Genomic DNA, 15,044 nt, shown 5'->3' with positions numbered 1-15,044 from the left:
GCCGAATCAGGCCCGCAGGCCTGGCGGGCGCTGATCCGTCAAAAATCGTACTTGATGCGCGCGGTCAACATATTGCCGCGCTGCCCGTAGGTCTTGCCGTAGAGGTAGGCAGCCTGCCAGCCGAACTCGTGGTCGCCGAACTTGAAGCTGCCGAACAACGCCGGGCCTGCACGGTGCGACTGCTCGTGGCGCGGCGCCCATTGGTCCCACTGCCCGAGTTCGCCGAAGCCCTGCGCGCCGAAGTGCAGATCTGGCGTCCAGCGGTGGCGCACCTGCCACTGGTACTTGAGCTGCGTCGGCCGCCGCGAGAAGCCGCCATAGCCCTTTTCGAAGAACACATTGAAGTTCAGTTGCGTTCGCCCAATGTCGGTCTGGAAGGCCGGGCCGAACTCCAGCGTGTGCCCATCGCCCAGGTGCTTGGGTGCCGACACCAGCGTGTGGATCGCCAGGTCGAACGGGTATTCGCCCTGGGTCAGCAGCACGTCGTTCTGCCAGTTCCAGCTCGACAGCGTGGTGGGCGTGTCCGACGCGGTGATCCAGCTGGCAATCACCTCGGTGTACCAGCGGGCGTTGACGTTCCAGCCCAGCCCCACCTCGGGCCACTTGGTCAGCGCCGAGCCCCGCGAGGCCACGGTCCAGTAGCGGAAATCAATGGTCATTTCACCGGGATCACTGTACGCGGTGACCACGTAGTAGCCCGGGTCCGCCAACGCGGCCCCGCCGGCCAGGGTGGCAGGGATGCACAACACGCGGAGTATCGAGCGCAACAACCGGGGCCTTTCCGGCACGCCGGCACATGGACAGCGCGCCCATGCGAATGGATGAACAACCCATTGTGCGGGGCCCTGGCAGCGCGGTCGAGCGCTGTTACGAGTGTTGTGCCGAGGCGTTGCAAATGCGGGAAAGGCGCGAGGTTCCAGGGCTAGCTGACCACCTACTCGCCGATCCCGGCGAGCAGCAGCCCGGGCAGGCGCTGATGGATCAGCGTGGCCCAGCCCTCGATCATGTCCACGAAGGCAGTACCCCGATAGGTACCCAGCGACTCCAGCCCGGCCGGCGTCAGCGCCGTGAGAGCATAGCCCACTGTCACATCGCAAGCGGAGTCGCCTACCGGCGTGCAGGCGATCTCCACTGTGCCGGTGCGCAGGGCCGGCGTGGTGCGCACGTACTGCGCTCGCCGCTCAGCAGTGTCGAAGCGGCTCACCAACCAGATGGTGAACTCATCGGCCTCGCCGGTGGTGAAGACCAGACCCTCGCGGGTATGGCCATCGAGGGAGTTCAGGTAGCGTGGCGCCCAGCCGGGCACCCAATGCGATTCACCCTCTGGTGTGAAGAACATCAGCGCTGAATCGGCTGGCGCAGCGATGCGAATGGTATGACTGCTGTGGACGGATCCAAGGGCTGCAGCAGCCGTGAATGGTGATTGGGACATGTGCGAAGAACTCCATGAAAGTCGATACGTTTGAAACGAAGCTCCATGGGCATCGGCATGCGCGGGTTCACGCTCCCCTTTTGTCGCGAAGGCGGTGGCTCGAAGACGCGTCGATCTGCATGCCGTAGATCGTACGCAGTTGGGCAATCAGCGCCAGCGTGTCTTTGGAGAACGGCTGCTTGCCTTCCAGCGCGTGCAGCAGCACGCCTTCGAGCAGTTCGCCGAGCGTCATGTCCTTGTGCTCGGCCAGGGCCTTGAGCACCTTGACGAGTTGCTTCTCCAGCCGCACCCCGGTCTGTATGCGCTCGACGGGGATGGTGGGTGTGCTGTCTTCGGGATTTGGGGGCATGGTGAACGCAGTGCATCGGATTTACCAAGATACCAGTGTACCAAAGAAGGAACATACTGCACTTCAGCCGACATCTAGGGAGGCTGGTCATCCGCAATGGTCCAATAGGCTTGTTCCGGTTCAACCACGGCTGGTGAATGCCAATGACCCCCTGCCCGCCGAATCTTGTCCTGCACAAACTCGACGGAGTTGAGCGGGCGCCACCCGCCCGTGCACACCCTACCGTCCACCAGCGCATTCATCGCCAGAGGGTACTTCTGCAACGCGGCCATCTGCGCCACATGGAGTGGCGCCAGGTTGGCACCGCCACCGGACGTGGGATTGGGAAGGCAGATCGCGCGCACCGGACTTATCGTGCATGCACCTGCTCCACATACAACCCCAGCCACGACAACATCCCAGACACTTCAACCGTGCTGCCGGCCGGCGGCATGGCACCTTCCAGGCGCCGATGCAGGCAGATCCTGAACGAAGTTGCACCCTGGAGTTCGAATGTCGCAGTGTGGTTGCACCCCCGTCGTGCGTGACGCTGCTCGACGGACGTCACCTGGACCTCCACGCGGGCAGGCGAGCCAAAGGCCCACCCCAGCAGCGCGGCCCAGCCCCAGGGTGCTGTCGCCACCATGCAGGCACTGAGAACCACCCACGCAGGGTACGCAACCAGCCAACGCCCGGCCCAGCTGCGTGCACGGGATTCCTGCGCCTGGGCAATCCGCGCCGCAATGAACCAGATGGCCGCAATCACCGGCAGCAAGCCAAGAAAAAGCAGCCACGCCAGCGGGCCGTATGCGACCTCGCCAAACCATATGAATTGATGCGCCAGGGACAGCCCGAGGACCGTGCCGATCACTGTGTAGGCAACGACCAGCAGCACCGGAACCCGGTATTTGCGCGGGAGCGTCCAGCGCCTGGGCTCTTTGGCCGGCGCATCGAAGTTCCATGGCGTGCGATTCTTTTGCGCCGCCTCCCGCGCCTTCATGTCGCGCACCTGGGCTTCGCCAATCGCCAGCAACCGCGCCTCGATGCGGGCTGTTTCCTGTTCGTCCGGATTCACCTTTCGCTCAGGAGTTGCGTGCTCAATTCCAGGCGGGTCTGCCACATCTCCCGTACCGCCGCCGGGTGGCACGCCATGGAGCCCATCGCTAATCAGGCTCTTGGCCGGTTGCACGGCTGTAGCGCGCTCACCTGCCATGGATCTCTCGCACATACAGCCCCAGGCGCGAAACGCGCCCATACACCGCCACCGTGTCCCCGGCACCTGGCGCCTTCGCGGCCAGGCGCTCCTCCGCGCAGATGCGCGCAACCGTTCCACGGAACTCCAGGCGGGCATGTTGACCGCAGGGCACATAGTTGCGCCATGCCCCGATCGAGAGCACACGGGCGTCCACGCGCGAAGGCGTGCCGGCCATCCAGCCCAGGTAGGCAAGCCATCCCCAGGGTGCAGCGGCCACTGCTACCGCGCACAGCAGGGCCAGGAGGGGGTACGCGATCACCGTGCGAAAAAATACGCCAGGGAGTGGGTCTGCCATTTGGGGCACAACCCTTTCGAGCCGGCACAACACCACGACGAAGACCGGTACCAGCACACCCACCATCCACGGCATGGCAGCGCGCAGGGCGGTGTTGCCGAAGAACAGGAATCCCCCGCCCATGGCCCATTCGAAATAGAGGCCGCCCAACACGAAGACGAACGCCGCCACGGCAGGCACCGCGAAACTGCTGGGCAGCAGGATTCTGGCGCGTTCCTGTTCTCGCTGCAGTCGGGCCAGCCGCAGGTGCCGTGCCCGCAGCGACTGGATGGCACCCATGCCTTTGCGCACTTCGCCCAACACCCGCGCTTCACGCCGGTTCTGCGCAGCCGCCAGCTCCTCAGGGGTCTGCCTTCGCCTTCGTCCGTTGGGCTCACTTCGCATGCACCGCCCCCACATGCAACCCCCAGCGCGAGACCAGCCCCGACACCACGACGGTATCGCCCGCACGCGGCATCACCCCCGACAGGGCGGTGTTCATGCACACCCTACCCGTGCTGCCGCGAAACTCCAGGCGGGCGTACTGGTTGCAACTGCTCGAAATACGCGGTGCCTCCACCGACGCCACGAGCGCCTCCACGCGCGCAGGTTTGCCCACCAGTTCGCCCAGGTACGCGGCCCAGCCCCAGGGGGCGGCGCCCAGCGCTGCAGCACCCAGCAGCGCCGCGAAGGGATACGCCACCATCTGCCGCACGAACCAGGTGGGCATCTGCGCCACCCACCAGGGCGCCAGCACCTCGGTGCGGCACAGTGCCCAGTACCACAGCGGGGCCGCGGCCAGCACCAGCCAGGGCGTGGCGGAGTGCAGGGTGGCGTGACCGGAGACGAGGAAATGGTCGCCCTGCGCCATCTCGAAGAGGGCACCACCAAAAACGAAGACGAGCAGGGCCACGAAGACCATGGCCAGCCCGTAGGGCACGAACAGGTGCGCGGCAGGCGGGTTGCGCAGCAGTTGCTCGCGCCGCTGCTGGGCCCGCCGCATCCGTGCGCGGCGCTCTTGGTCTTTTTGCTTTTGCACCTGGCCCTGCACGCGCGCCTGGGCGCGTTGCTGGGCTGCGGCCAGCTCTTCGCGGCTGCGGCGGCGCTGTGGTGGCGCATCGGTTGCGCGGGCGGTGCTGCCGGGTGTGGCAGCGCCCGTTGCGTAGGCGGCTGGCAGCGCAGGGGCCAGACCTTCGGGGTGGCGATGGTCTCTCATGGTGTCATTTTTTATGGCTCGAAAACTCCCTCGCAGCCATCGTAAGCGCAGCCCTTGAATCGGCAAATTTCGCGTTTGCCATGCAGGTTGTGGGTGCTTTGGGCCGCCCTCAAGACAAGGGAGCAAGCGCATGCAGCCCATGTGCCCAAGCACCGCACAACAGAACCTGCAGCATTCCTGTTTGTCACGTACCATGGCACGCCCTGCCGCAACTGTTTTTGACCGAAAAGGAGCTGGACCACCATGTGCGATTCGAATGACGACCTCCACAAGTACACCCGCCGCGACTTCACCGCGTGGGCGGCTTCGACCGGCCTGCTGACAGCATTGCCTGCGGTGGCCAACGCTGCAACGGTGGCCGAGCGTGACGTGACCATCACCACGCCAGACGGAAGCTGCGATGCCTACTTCGTCGCACCGACCTCGGGCCCGGCCCCTGGTGTGCTGGTGTGGCCCGACATCTTCGGTCTGCGCCCGGCTTTTCGGCAGATGGGCAAGCGCCTGGCAGAGTCGGGCTACAGCGTGCTCGTCGTCAACCCTTTCTACCGGCAGAAGAAGGCGCCTACCGCAGCCCAGGGCGGCCAGACGCCGATTGCCGAAGTGATGCCGCTGATGCAGGCCCTGACGCCCGCCATGCATTTGAGCGACGGCAAGACCTTCGTGGCGTGGCTCGACGCCCAGGCCGAGGTGGACAAGGCGCGCAAGATCGGCACCACCGGCTACTGCATGGGCGGGCCGATTGCAGTGCGCACAGCCCTGGTGGCGGCGGGCCGCGTGGGTGCGGTGGCCAGCTTCCATGGCGCGGCCATGGTGACGCCGGCGGCTGACAGCCCCCACCGCCTGGTGGCGCAGACCAAGGCGCAATACCTCATTGCGATTGCCGAGAACGACGATACCAAGGACCCCGAGGCCAAGGCCAGCCTGCGCACCGCGTTCGAGGGCGCCAAGCTGCAGGCCGAGGTGGAGGTCTACCCCGCCGCCCACGGCTGGTGCCCGCCCGACTCGCGGGTCTACGATGCCGCCCAGTCCGACCGCGCCTGGGCGCGCCTGCTCGCCACCTTCGGCAAGGCACTGGCCTGATACCGGCCTGAACGCATGCATCCCGGGCGCCGCGGCGTCCGGGCATGCATGTGCCGGGTTGCCGCACGCCCCTGGCGCTCTCACTCCCGCCCGCGAAACGACCGCACCAGCATCCACGCGCTCACCGCCATGCCCACCATGGGGATGGCCGCCACCACCGCCACCGCAGCGCGCGCGGCAGGCGCCCAATCGAAGTCGCGCCCGGTGCGCCAGGCGCCGTACGCGGCGATCAGGCCCATCACGGCCATGCCCCGGCGAAAGCTCGCACCCTCCTTGAAGAACAGGATCAGCAGCACCACGTTGGCCGCGCCGATGAGCAGGGCCAGGTGGCCCAGGTGCAGGGAGAAGGTGGTGCGCTGGTAGCTGCGGTCGCGCTCCGGCATGCGGTCACCGTCGTCGTCCTCACCCTCGTCCTGCGCCAGCTGGCCGCGCGATCGGCTTGGTGCCGGGCTTTGCGGGGATGCGGCAGCGGCCGGTGGGATCGGCGTGCCCCCGGTGCGGCCCCAGTCCGTGCCAGAGAGCCCGGCGGCCGCTGCGGCAGCGCTGGCACCCGCCACCACAGCGGCACCCGCCGCGCCCTTCGGGGGTGCGCCGATGCCTCCCGCACCGGCCTGCAGCCCTTTCTCGCGCAGCACGGCGCGCAGGCGGCCCGGCTCGCGCAGGGCGGCCACCATTGCGCGCAAGGGGCCCTGCTCGTGGGGCGCAATTTTCAGGTCGTCCACGCGCCTGGTGGTGCCGCGTGTATTGGCCAGCATGAAGAGTGCCTTGGCGACCTGCGCATCCCGGGGGCCACCGATGCCGTCCTCGATGAAAACGCCCAGGTTGTAGGTGGCGTCGGCATGGCCGGCCTCGGCCGCCTGGGCATACCAGTCGCGGGCCTGCGCCAGGTTCACCAACCCGCCGTCGCGGCCGTGCTGATCGGACGTGCCCAGATGGAATGCGGCATGGGGGTTGCCCTCGCGGGCGAACCAGCCCACCAGGTCGCGCGTGACCGAGCCGGTCCACGCCACGGGGGTGGTGGCCGGTGCCGCAGGCGCCATGGGCGCCAGGCTCAGGCCGCCGGGGGATTCGGCCTCTTCCTTCGCTTGCCGCTGCTTCTGTTCCTGCTGCCACTGGTCTTTGGCCGCAGTGTTCCATTTGGCGGCCAGGGCCATGTCCACCGGGCCGCCCCAGCCGCGCTCGTGCATCAGTGCAAACAGGCGCTTGGCGGGCTCGTGGTCCCAGTCCACCGCGCGCTGGCACCAGTAGCGGGCGTTCTCGTAGTTGGGCTCCTCCCAACCGATCACCACCTCCAGCGCATACTGGAAGGCTGCCACCTCGTGGCCCTGCAGGGCGATGGCCTCCAGAGCGTCTGCGGCTTCGATGCGCTTTCGGGTGTAGAGCATCATCTGCTCGGTGTGCGTGAAGGCGGCGTCCACCGCCTTGCGCTCGCCATCGATGATCGTGAGCAGCATGTCGCCCGATGCCGACTTCAGCCGCGCCATCAGGGTCTGTATGCGCCCTTTCGCCTCGATGGGAAAGCGCTCGTAGAAGGCCTGCGCGTCCTGCCGGGTCGGTGCATCGTGCGCGCCCATCACCTGCAGCGCGGCTGCCAGGTCGAAATGCCGGCGCTGGCCCATGGCGCCAAAGCGCAGCGCGCGGCCCAGGGCGTACAGCGCGTGCGGGTTGCCACGCGCAGCCCAGCGCCGGTACTCGGCCCAGGCACTGGCGTCGTCGCCCCGCTCGCGTGCCTGCACGGCAAAGCGCACCTGCAGGTCCGGCTCCTCGGGCACATCGCCATTGCCCAGGTAGTGCACGCCGCTTTGCGGGTCGTACAGGCTCAGCCCCCGCAGGGTGGCCTGCTCCCACGCCAGGTTGAAAGCCGCGTCCCAATGCTCCGTGCGGGTGTTGATGCCAAAGCCGAGCGTGGCGTCTTCGGTGACGCCGTCCTCGCTGCCGTCCAGCCACACGTCCATCGCCTCAGGGTAGCGCTCCTGCAGCGCCCGGCCCCATTCCAGGAACTTGGGGTTCTGCCCTGGCGGCGGGCTGTCGCTGACGCGCTCGAACTGCGCATCGGCCTCCTTCTTGGTGGTCGGCCACGGCCAGTCAACTGGCTTTTCCCACAGTTGCAGCGTGTAACTCATGCTCGGTACCCTCCCAGGCCTGGTGTTTGTTGCGGATTCTAGAGCGGGACATTGCTGCGCCACGCCCATCGCGTGGCCTGCTTGCGCCACTTTTCGTTACATCAGGCCTGTGACTGCGGCCACATGCTTTGCAGCCCCCGCGTTCCTAGAATGGCCTTCGACAGTCCCGGGAGGATGAGGACCATGAACGACTACACAAGCAACCCGTTTCTTGCATTGCGGCTTTTGCGCAAGGCCACTGCCATGGCGGCGCTGGCGCTGCCTGCCGCTTTCCTGTTCTTGGTGCCATTGGCGGCAAAGTCCACCACGGTGAGCATGGGCTACGGCCATGGGTGCTCGGTGGCCGATACCAGCCAAACCACCTGCTGGGGCAGCCTGCCGGTGCAGGACCAGGGAGCCTATACCGTCAAGGACATCCGGGTGGGCCTTGATTTCAGCTGCGCGCATCTATCCAGCGGCGTGCGCTGCTGGGGCAACAATGATGTGGGGCAACTGGGCACGACCACGGTCGATCCCAAGGGCCAGTGGGTGGAGGGGGTCTACAACCCCAACCAGATCACCCTGGGCGCGCGGCACGCCTGTGTTGTCAACTGGGGAAACCTTGTCTGCTGGGGCGAAGCCAGCCAGGGGCAGCTCGGCGAGCCCGTCCGATCAGCCGTGGCCCGGCCGATGCAGATCCCGGGCATACCCAAGGCAGTGCATGCCGCAGCCGGCAAAAGCGCGACCTGCGCGGTGCAAGACGATGGGCGCGTGCTGTGCGTGGGCACCGGTAGCGGCCTGGCCGGCGCTGCCGATGCACCGGCCACGCCGCGTGGCGTGCCCGGCATCAACAATGCCGTGGAAGTGTCCCTCTTCGATGGCCACGCCTGCGTGCTGCGCAAGGAGGGCAAGGTATCGTGCTGGGGCAGCAACCGCTTTGGAGAACTGGGCGTGCCAGCCACCAACAGCCCGCTGACGGCGCCTGTCGAGGTCACCCACCTGGCCGCCGCCGCCAAGGCCGTTGCGGTGGGCGCTGGCTACAGCTGCGCCCTGCTGGTGAATGGCAGGATCCAGTGCTGGGGCAACAACGTCAACGGTCAACTGGGCTTGGCTCTGGGCGGTGTAGACAACGCGGGCCTGGTCACCGGCATCACGGATGCCACCGCCATCAGCGCCGGTCAAACCGCCGCCTGCGCTGCGCTGCAGGGCGGCTACGTGCAGTGCTGGGGCGAAGGCACTGGCTGGAGCAGTAGCCTGTGCCACGTGGCGGGCGGGCGCTACCCGCAACACCCCGACTCCTGGGGCCACATCGTGGAGCCTCCGGCCTGCGGCCAGCCAGGTTCGTCTGCACCCATGGCCGTCAAGGGCCTGGGCCCGGCGAACGACGCGGCCCAGGTGCTGGACTGGGCCGAGAAGACGCTGCCGCAGACCTTCCCCGCAGGGGGAGCAGGCGCCCCCGGCCTGGGCAACAACAACTGGTACTACCTGCGCGAATACCCCGGCGGCCACACACTGGCCGTCAACGCCCACGGCACACCGCACCTGCTTTACCTGGGCCCTCAAGGCGACGGCAAAGTGCTCGACCTGGGGCCGCTGAGCCGGTGGCTGGATGAAGCAAGCCGGGACGAGGGCACCCGGAGCGGCATGCAGGTCCAGGCGACGCCCTGGGTCGATTTCATGCCCACTATCTTCGGCGGTCCCTGCCAGAACTTCCTCGTGCGCTATGCCATCAGCGGCGCGGGGGGCGCCCTGCCCGAAGGCGTGGTCACCACCTCGGTGCGGGTGGAAGTCGACGGTCGGGCCGTGGAAATCCCCATCCGCGACCGCTATGTCGACGGCGTTCTGCAAGGCACCGCCCAGGGCTGCCCCATAGCCAACCTAGCCGGGCAGATGGTGGACGTGACCGTGTTCTACACCCAGGGCAACCGCAAGGGCGTGTTGCGCACCCGCGCCAAGGTGGGGGCGACGGCGTAGAGCGTTCCTCCCCCACCCGTCCGCACCGCACATACCCATCCATTCCATGGAGCGCTGGCATGAACCCTGATTTCTTCCCACGGCGCCTGTTCCAGCAGTTGCTTGCCCCGGTAGCCCTGCTGTTGTCCACCGCGCTGGCCCCTTCTACAGCCTCTGCCACCACGGTCAGCATGGGCACCAGCCACGGCTGCTCGGTGGCCGATACCGGCCAGGCGACCTGCTGGGGTGACCTGCCCATACAGGACCAGGCTCCCTATGTGGTCAAGGACATCAAGGTGGGCCGCGACTTCAGCTGCGCCCTGGTGCTCAGTTCCGTGCGGTGCTGGGGCAACAATGAATTTTCGCAACTGGGCACAGCCGCCGCGAAGCCGACCGGGCAGTTCGTGGACGGGCTCGATCAGGCCGACCAGATTGCCGTGGGTGCGCGGCACGCATGCGCGCTGCTCTACGGATCGCTGCGCTGCTGGGGCGATGCGAGCCAGGGGCAACTCGGCGAACCTGCGCGCGCGGCGGCGGCCCGTGCCACCCCGATCCCCGGCATTGCGAAGGCCGTGCATGTGGCGGCTGGCAACGGCGCCACCTGCGCGGTGCAGGAGGATGGCCGCGTGCTCTGCGTGGGCGCCGGCAGCGGCCTGGCCGGCGCAGCCGATGCGCCGCGCACGCCGCGCGCAGTGCCCGGCATCAGCGACGCACTGGAGGTCTCCCTTTTCGATGGCCATGCCTGCGTGCTGCGCAGGCAGGGCCGGGTGGCGTGCTGGGGCAGCAACCGCTTTGGCGAGCTGGGCATAGCCGCCAGCAGCGGCGCGCAGACCACGCCGGTCGAAATCACCCACCTGGGCGCCGCAGCCAAGGCGGTCGCAGCGGGCAACGGCTACAGCTGCGCCCTGCTGGTCAATGGCACCATCCAATGCTGGGGCAACAATGCCAGCGGCCAGTTGGGCACAGCCCTGGGTGGCGCCGCCACCGGCCTGGTCACCGGCATCACCGACGCCACCGCCATCAGTGCCGGGCAAACAGCGGTCTGCGCCGCGCTGCAGGGCGGCTACGTGCAGTGCTGGGGCCAGGGCACGGGTTGGAGCAATGGCACCTGCGGCGTACTGGGTGGGATCTACCCGGAGCACCCTGCCAGCTACGGCCCGGTTGCCGACATCGCCATGTGCCGCCCGCTGGGATCGTTCGCCCCCATGGCGGTGAAGGGCCTGGGGCCGGCCAACGATGCCGCCCAGGTGCTGGACTGGGCGGAAAAGACCCTGCCGCAGACCTTCCCTCCGCTGGGGGCCAAGGGTCCTGCGCATATCGACGCCTTCTACCTGCGCGAGTACCCAGGCGGGCACAAGCTGGCCGTCAATGGCCAGGGCACCCCGCACCTGCTGTACCTGGGGCCTTTGACTGCAGGGCAACTGGCCGACCTGGGGCCGCTGGGCCGCTGGCTGGACGAGGCCAGCCGGGAGGAAGGCCTCCAGAGCGGCCTGCTGGCGCATGGGTCGGCAGGTATCAACTACATGCCGATGTTTGGTGGGCGGTGCGAGAACTTCCGGCTGGTATCGGCCATCCATGGCACGGTTAACAGCCTGCCAGAAGGGCTGGCGACCACTGGGATGCGCGTGGAAGGCACTGGCTGGTCCATAGACCTGCCGATCTCCGGACGGACCCGCCTGGTGGTGCTGACCAACGGGGAGAGCTGGCCCCCTGCACACGCCTTCCAGGCAGGCCAGCCCGTTCCTCCCGGCATGAAGGCAGAGCCGGTTCTGTACAGCGGAGCGCAGGCCTGCCCCCCGCCCGCGCTTCACCCAGAGGGAACGGTGGACCTTACGGTCTTCTACTCTCTTGGCAACCGCAAGGGGCAACTGCGCACGCGGGCCAAGGTGGGGGCGGCGTACTGAGTTGCACGCCCCTGCGCATAGCGCTCTGCAGCATCGACGTCCACCATCCCGACATCTTTGCCCCGGCGCGTTTGCGCTCTCCCGCACTCAAGGACCATGACCATGCACAGCACACCGAGCGCACCGCGGCTTCTCCAGAAAATGGTGCTCTTCACCGCAGCGCTGCTGCTGTCCGCGGCCTTTGCGCCAACGGTGGCCACGGCCACCACCGTGAGCATGGGCCACAGCCAAGGGTGCTCTGCAGCGGACACCGGGCAGGTGACCTGCTGGGGCAGCCCGTCCTTGCCAGGCCTGGAGACCTACGCCAAGGATGTGAGGGTGGGCAAAGACTTTGGCTGCGCACTGGCGGGCAACAACGTGCGGTGCTGGGGGAACAATGATTTCCTGCAGCAAGGAAAGCTCTCGGCCTGGGGAAGCATCGCCGATGTCTACGCCACCCAGATCGCCACCGGTGCAACGCATGCCTGCGCGCTGGTCTACACCTACGTCCAGTGCTGGGGCGATGCCAGCCAGGGGCAGCTTGGCCAGGCGTACATGGTGCCGACGGCGGAGGCCGTCCAGGTCGAAGGGCTGTCGCGGGTCAAGCACGTGGCGGCAGGCAATGGCAGCACCTGCGCGGTGCGGCAGGACGGCACGGTGGTTTGCGTGGGTGCCGGCAGCGGCCTGGTGGAGGGAAGCATGGACCCCCGCCTGCCGCGCACCGTGCCCGGCATCACCGATGCGCTGGAGGTTGCGCTCTTCGACGGCCATGCCTGCGTGCTGCGTACGGGCGGCAAGGTGTCCTGCTGGGGCAGCAACCTGCATGGCGAACTGGGCGTGCCAGCCGGCACCGCCAAGGTGGTGCTGCCGGTGGAGGTGACCGGCCTTGCCGCAGCGGCCAAGGCCGTGGCGGTGGGCCATGGCTACACCTGCGCCTTGCTGGTGAACGGCACCGTGTCCTGCTGGGGCAACAATGCCAATGGCCAGTTGGGCACCGGCCTGGGCGGCTCCGGTGCAAGCCAGGTCACCGGCATCACCGATGCCACGGCCATCAGCACCGGCAAATCGGCGGCCTGTGCGGCGCTGCAAGGCGGCTACGTGCAGTGCTGGGGCGAAGGCGCCGGCTGGAGCCATGGCATCTGCCGCGTGCCGGGCGGGCTCTACCCCGGCGTACCTGCATCCTGGGGGCCCATCATCGAACCAGCGATCTGCCATGCGCAGGGCTCGGCGGCACCCATGTCGGTCAAGGGCCTGGGGCCGCAGCAGGATGCGACGCTGGTACTGGACTGGGCAGAAAAGACCATGCCCCAGCCGTTTGCAGCAGGCCCCGCCACGGTGCGCGACCCGGCCGACAAGCTCTACCTGCGCGAGTACCCCGGCGGCCACAAGCTGGGCGTCAACGGCCATGGCAGCGCGCGCCTGCTGTACCAGGGGCCCCTCAGCAGCGGGCAGTTGCTTGACCTGGGCGGCCTACCCTACTGGGTGGACCAAGCCACCAAGGACCTGGCCGCGCAAAGCGGCATCCAGATCCGTGCCGCGCCCTACTACAACATCGGGCTCAACACCGGCCTGTGCAACCTGATCGTGATCTACTGGGTGCGCAGCACCAACGGTCTGCCGGCCGGGTTCGCTCCGACCTCGCTGCGTGTGGAAAAGGAAGGTGGCGTTTCGGCAGAGGTTCCCATCCGGGACCGGTTGGTCTTCCCTACATGGACCTCCGAAACCGACTGGTCCGGCAATGTCCCTCAGCCTGACCCACTCCAACCCATCCCGCCTGGAGTCAAGCAGGAGCCGGTGCACTACGGTGTCGCCGATGGGTGTGTGACGGGCTTCTACGGCCTGACGGTGGACGTGGTCCTGACCTACACCATCGACGGCAAAAAAGGCCAGGTCCGCACCCGTGCCCGAGTGGGCGCTGCTTCTTGAAAGGCCCCTACACCACCGACACCGACGCAGCCCCCTGCCCCACCCCGCCCAGCACCGGCGGCATGGTCACAATCGACCGCAAATCCGGCACCGCCCGCCGCAGCGCCGCCAGATCCGGCCGGGGCCGGCGCAGTTCAGACCGCGCGGCAAACGCCCGCTCCATCGCCAGCGATGCCCCCAGCACCTGGTGGTCTTGCCGAAACCCGCCCACGATCTGCAGGCCGAACGGCATGCCCGCATGGTCCACGCCGCAGGGCAGCGACAGGGCCGGGTGCGTCATGAGGGTGACCACATAGGTCAGGCCCAGCCAGCGGTAGTAGGTGGCCTGCTGCTCGCCGTTGATGACATCGGCATACAGCTGTGTCCACGCGAAAGGCGACACGGGTGTGGTGGGCGACAGGACCAGGTCGTAATCGGCAAACGTGCGCTGCGTGGCCTGGATGATGCGCGTCTGCTCGGCCTGGGCCCAGGCGCTGTCGAGCAGGCTCATGCGCTTGCCCATTTCGTAGTTGGCGCGGGTGTTGGGGCCCAGGCTGTCGGGGTCGCGGTCGTAGGCGGCCTGCATGCCGGCGACGAAGGCCTCGGCGCGCAGCACGTCGAAGCAGCGGTGGGTATCGCCCAGGTCGAATTTCACCTCGTCGCAACTGCGAAACAGATGGCGCATGGCCGCGATCTTGCCGCGGAAGCTGGAGCGTATGCCCTCGTCCACCGCGCAGGTGCCAAAGTCTTCGGTGTAGGCCACACGCAGGCGGCCCAGGTCCACCTCGGGCGGGGTGAGGAAGCCCATCGCATCGAGCGGGTAGCTCAGCGGGTCGCCCGCGTGCATGCCGGCCGATGCGGCCAGTTGCAGGCAGGCGTCTTCCACCGTGCGGCCCATGGGGCCGACCACCGAGATGGGCGTCCACCCCAGCGGCTTGCGCACGCTGGGCACCACGCCCGGCGAGGGGCGAAAACCCACCACCCCACACTTGGCCGCCGGTATGCGCAGCGAGCCCCCGGTATCGGACCCCGTGCACACCGGCAGCAGGTCACACGCCAGCGCGGCCGCCGAGCCACCCGACGAGCCCCCGGCATTGAGGTTGGGGTTGAACGGGTTGCCCGTGGCGCCCCACACCGTGTTGCGCGAATTGGCGCCCGCGCCCAGCTCGGGCACATTGGTCTTGCCGGCCACGATGGCACCGGCCCGGCGCAGGCGCGCCACGAGCTCGATGTCCTGCGTGGGCACATGGTCGCGGTAGATGGCCGAGCCCCAGGTGGTAAGAAGGCCCTCGGTGGGCTCCAGGTCCTTCACGCCCAACGGCAGGCCGTGCAGCAGGCCCAGGGGCGCAGTGCCATCCACCACGGCCTGCTCGGCAGCGCGCGCCTCGGTGCGGGCGCGGTCGAAGCAGGTGGCGGTGACGGCGTTCACAAAGGGGTTGATGCGCTCGATGCGGTCTATGCAGGCCTCAAGCAGCTCCACGGGCGAGATCTCCTTGCGCCCGATGAGCCGGCGCAGCGCCACGGCGGATTGCTCCACCAGCGCATCGCCAGGGCGGCTGGCGGTGTCGGGGCGGTCGGATGGGGTGGCGGTGGAAGAAGCGATGTCTGGCATGTTG

12 protein-coding genes are annotated in these 15,044 nt (G+C 67.9%); 4 read left to right on the top strand and 8 right to left on the bottom strand.

Translation table 11 applies throughout. The features are described from left to right. Positions 1 to 38 precede the first annotated feature (38 nt). From ACSQ3Y_RS15925 to ACSQ3Y_RS15900, 6 genes are all read right to left on the bottom strand, one after another. Positions 39 to 749, bottom strand: coding sequence for a hypothetical protein (locus ACSQ3Y_RS15925; protein WP_436178014.1), 711 nt, complete (start codon positions 747 to 749; stop codon positions 39 to 41). A 185-nt stretch (positions 750 to 934) separates the two neighbouring features. Then, positions 935 to 1,339 (bottom strand): SRPBCC family protein, encoded by a 405-nt coding sequence (locus ACSQ3Y_RS15920; protein ID WP_235514626.1) that lies wholly within the window; start codon positions 1,337 to 1,339, stop codon positions 935 to 937. Between the two features lie 160 nt (positions 1,340 to 1,499). Then, positions 1,500 to 1,781 carry a hypothetical protein gene (locus ACSQ3Y_RS15915; protein ID WP_057203402.1) on the bottom strand — a complete coding sequence of 94 codons (282 nt, stop codon included), beginning with the start codon at positions 1,779 to 1,781 and terminating at the stop codon, positions 1,500 to 1,502. A 349-nt stretch (positions 1,782 to 2,130) separates the two neighbouring features. After that, on the bottom strand, positions 2,131 to 2,835 hold the full coding sequence (locus ACSQ3Y_RS15910; RefSeq protein WP_436178013.1) for a hypothetical protein: 705 nt from the start codon (positions 2,833 to 2,835) through the stop codon (positions 2,131 to 2,133). Positions 2,836 to 2,962: 127 nt separating this feature from the next. Next, the gene (locus ACSQ3Y_RS15905; protein ID WP_436178012.1) at positions 2,963 to 3,694 is read right to left on the bottom strand and encodes a hypothetical protein; all 732 of its coding nucleotides are present in this window, start codon (positions 3,692 to 3,694) and stop codon (positions 2,963 to 2,965) included. Then, on the bottom strand, positions 3,684 to 4,505 hold the full coding sequence (locus ACSQ3Y_RS15900) for a hypothetical protein (protein WP_436178011.1): 822 nt from the start codon (positions 4,503 to 4,505) through the stop codon (positions 3,684 to 3,686). Before ACSQ3Y_RS15900 ends, ACSQ3Y_RS15905 begins: the two co-directional genes overlap by 11 nt. A 243-nt stretch (positions 4,506 to 4,748) precedes the next feature. Here ACSQ3Y_RS15900 and ACSQ3Y_RS15895 point away from each other — a divergent pair, with 243 nt between their 5' ends. Next, positions 4,749 to 5,585, top strand: coding sequence for a dienelactone hydrolase family protein (locus ACSQ3Y_RS15895; RefSeq protein WP_436178010.1), 837 nt, complete (start codon positions 4,749 to 4,751; stop codon positions 5,583 to 5,585). An 80-nt stretch (positions 5,586 to 5,665) separates the two neighbouring features. On the opposite strand, the gene ACSQ3Y_RS15890 is transcribed toward ACSQ3Y_RS15895, so the two are convergent. Beyond that, on the bottom strand, positions 5,666 to 7,708 hold the full coding sequence (locus ACSQ3Y_RS15890) for a tetratricopeptide repeat protein (RefSeq protein ID WP_436178009.1): 2,043 nt from the start codon (positions 7,706 to 7,708) through the stop codon (positions 5,666 to 5,668). Between the two features lie 183 nt (positions 7,709 to 7,891). Between ACSQ3Y_RS15890 and ACSQ3Y_RS15885 the strand changes: the two genes are divergently transcribed. The 3 genes from ACSQ3Y_RS15885 to ACSQ3Y_RS15875 all read left to right on the top strand — a co-directional run bounded on the left by ACSQ3Y_RS15885 (position 7,892) and on the right by ACSQ3Y_RS15875 (position 13,449). Beyond that, positions 7,892 to 9,661 carry an RCC1 domain-containing protein gene (locus ACSQ3Y_RS15885; RefSeq protein WP_436178008.1) on the top strand — a complete coding sequence of 590 codons (1,770 nt, stop codon included), beginning with the start codon at positions 7,892 to 7,894 and terminating at the stop codon, positions 9,659 to 9,661. Positions 9,662 to 9,720: 59 nt separating this feature from the next. Further along, on the top strand, positions 9,721 to 11,544 hold the full coding sequence (locus tag ACSQ3Y_RS15880) for an RCC1 domain-containing protein (RefSeq protein ID WP_436178007.1): 1,824 nt from the start codon (positions 9,721 to 9,723) through the stop codon (positions 11,542 to 11,544). A 102-nt stretch (positions 11,545 to 11,646) separates the two neighbouring features. Further along, positions 11,647 to 13,449 carry an RCC1 domain-containing protein gene (locus tag ACSQ3Y_RS15875; RefSeq protein ID WP_436178006.1) on the top strand — a complete coding sequence of 601 codons (1,803 nt, stop codon included), beginning with the start codon at positions 11,647 to 11,649 and terminating at the stop codon, positions 13,447 to 13,449. Between the two features lie 7 nt (positions 13,450 to 13,456). On the opposite strand, the gene ACSQ3Y_RS15870 is transcribed toward ACSQ3Y_RS15875, so the two are convergent. After that, positions 13,457 to 15,040, bottom strand: coding sequence for an amidase (locus ACSQ3Y_RS15870; RefSeq protein ID WP_436178005.1), 1,584 nt, complete (start codon positions 15,038 to 15,040; stop codon positions 13,457 to 13,459). Positions 15,041 to 15,044: the final 4 nt, after the last annotated feature.

Source organism: Acidovorax sp. LjRoot66 (genome assembly GCF_964253305.1).
Lineage (GTDB): Bacteria > Pseudomonadota > Gammaproteobacteria > Burkholderiales > Burkholderiaceae_C > Acidovorax.
The sequence above is the reverse complement of the archived record's forward strand: the minus strand, read 5'-3'. Positions and strand labels throughout refer to the sequence as shown.

Excerpts from the sequence above, each read along its gene's own strand:
- ACSQ3Y_RS15915 (WP_057203402.1), bottom strand. The coding sequence starts at position 1,781 with ATGCCCCCAAATCCCGAAGACAGCACACCCACCATCCCCGTCGAGCGC.
- ACSQ3Y_RS15900 (WP_436178011.1), bottom strand. The coding sequence starts at position 4,505 with ATGAGAGACCATCGCCACCCCGAAGGTCTGGCCCCTGCGCTGCCAGCC.
- ACSQ3Y_RS15875 (WP_436178006.1), top strand. The coding sequence starts at position 11,647 with ATGCACAGCACACCGAGCGCACCGCGGCTTCTCCAGAAAATGGTGCTC.
- ACSQ3Y_RS15920 (WP_235514626.1), bottom strand. The coding sequence starts at position 1,339 with ATGTTCTTCACACCAGAGGGTGAATCGCATTGGGTGCCCGGCTGGGCG.
- ACSQ3Y_RS15890 (WP_436178009.1), bottom strand. The coding sequence starts at position 7,708 with ATGAGTTACACGCTGCAACTGTGGGAAAAGCCAGTTGACTGGCCGTGG.
- ACSQ3Y_RS15880 (WP_436178007.1), top strand. The coding sequence starts at position 9,721 with ATGAACCCTGATTTCTTCCCACGGCGCCTGTTCCAGCAGTTGCTTGCC.
- ACSQ3Y_RS15895 (WP_436178010.1), top strand. The coding sequence starts at position 4,749 with ATGTGCGATTCGAATGACGACCTCCACAAGTACACCCGCCGCGACTTC.
- ACSQ3Y_RS15870 (WP_436178005.1), bottom strand. The coding sequence starts at position 15,040 with ATGCCAGACATCGCTTCTTCCACCGCCACCCCATCCGACCGCCCCGAC.
- ACSQ3Y_RS15905 (WP_436178012.1), bottom strand. The coding sequence starts at position 3,694 with ATGCGAAGTGAGCCCAACGGACGAAGGCGAAGGCAGACCCCTGAGGAG.
- ACSQ3Y_RS15885 (WP_436178008.1), top strand. The coding sequence starts at position 7,892 with ATGAACGACTACACAAGCAACCCGTTTCTTGCATTGCGGCTTTTGCGC.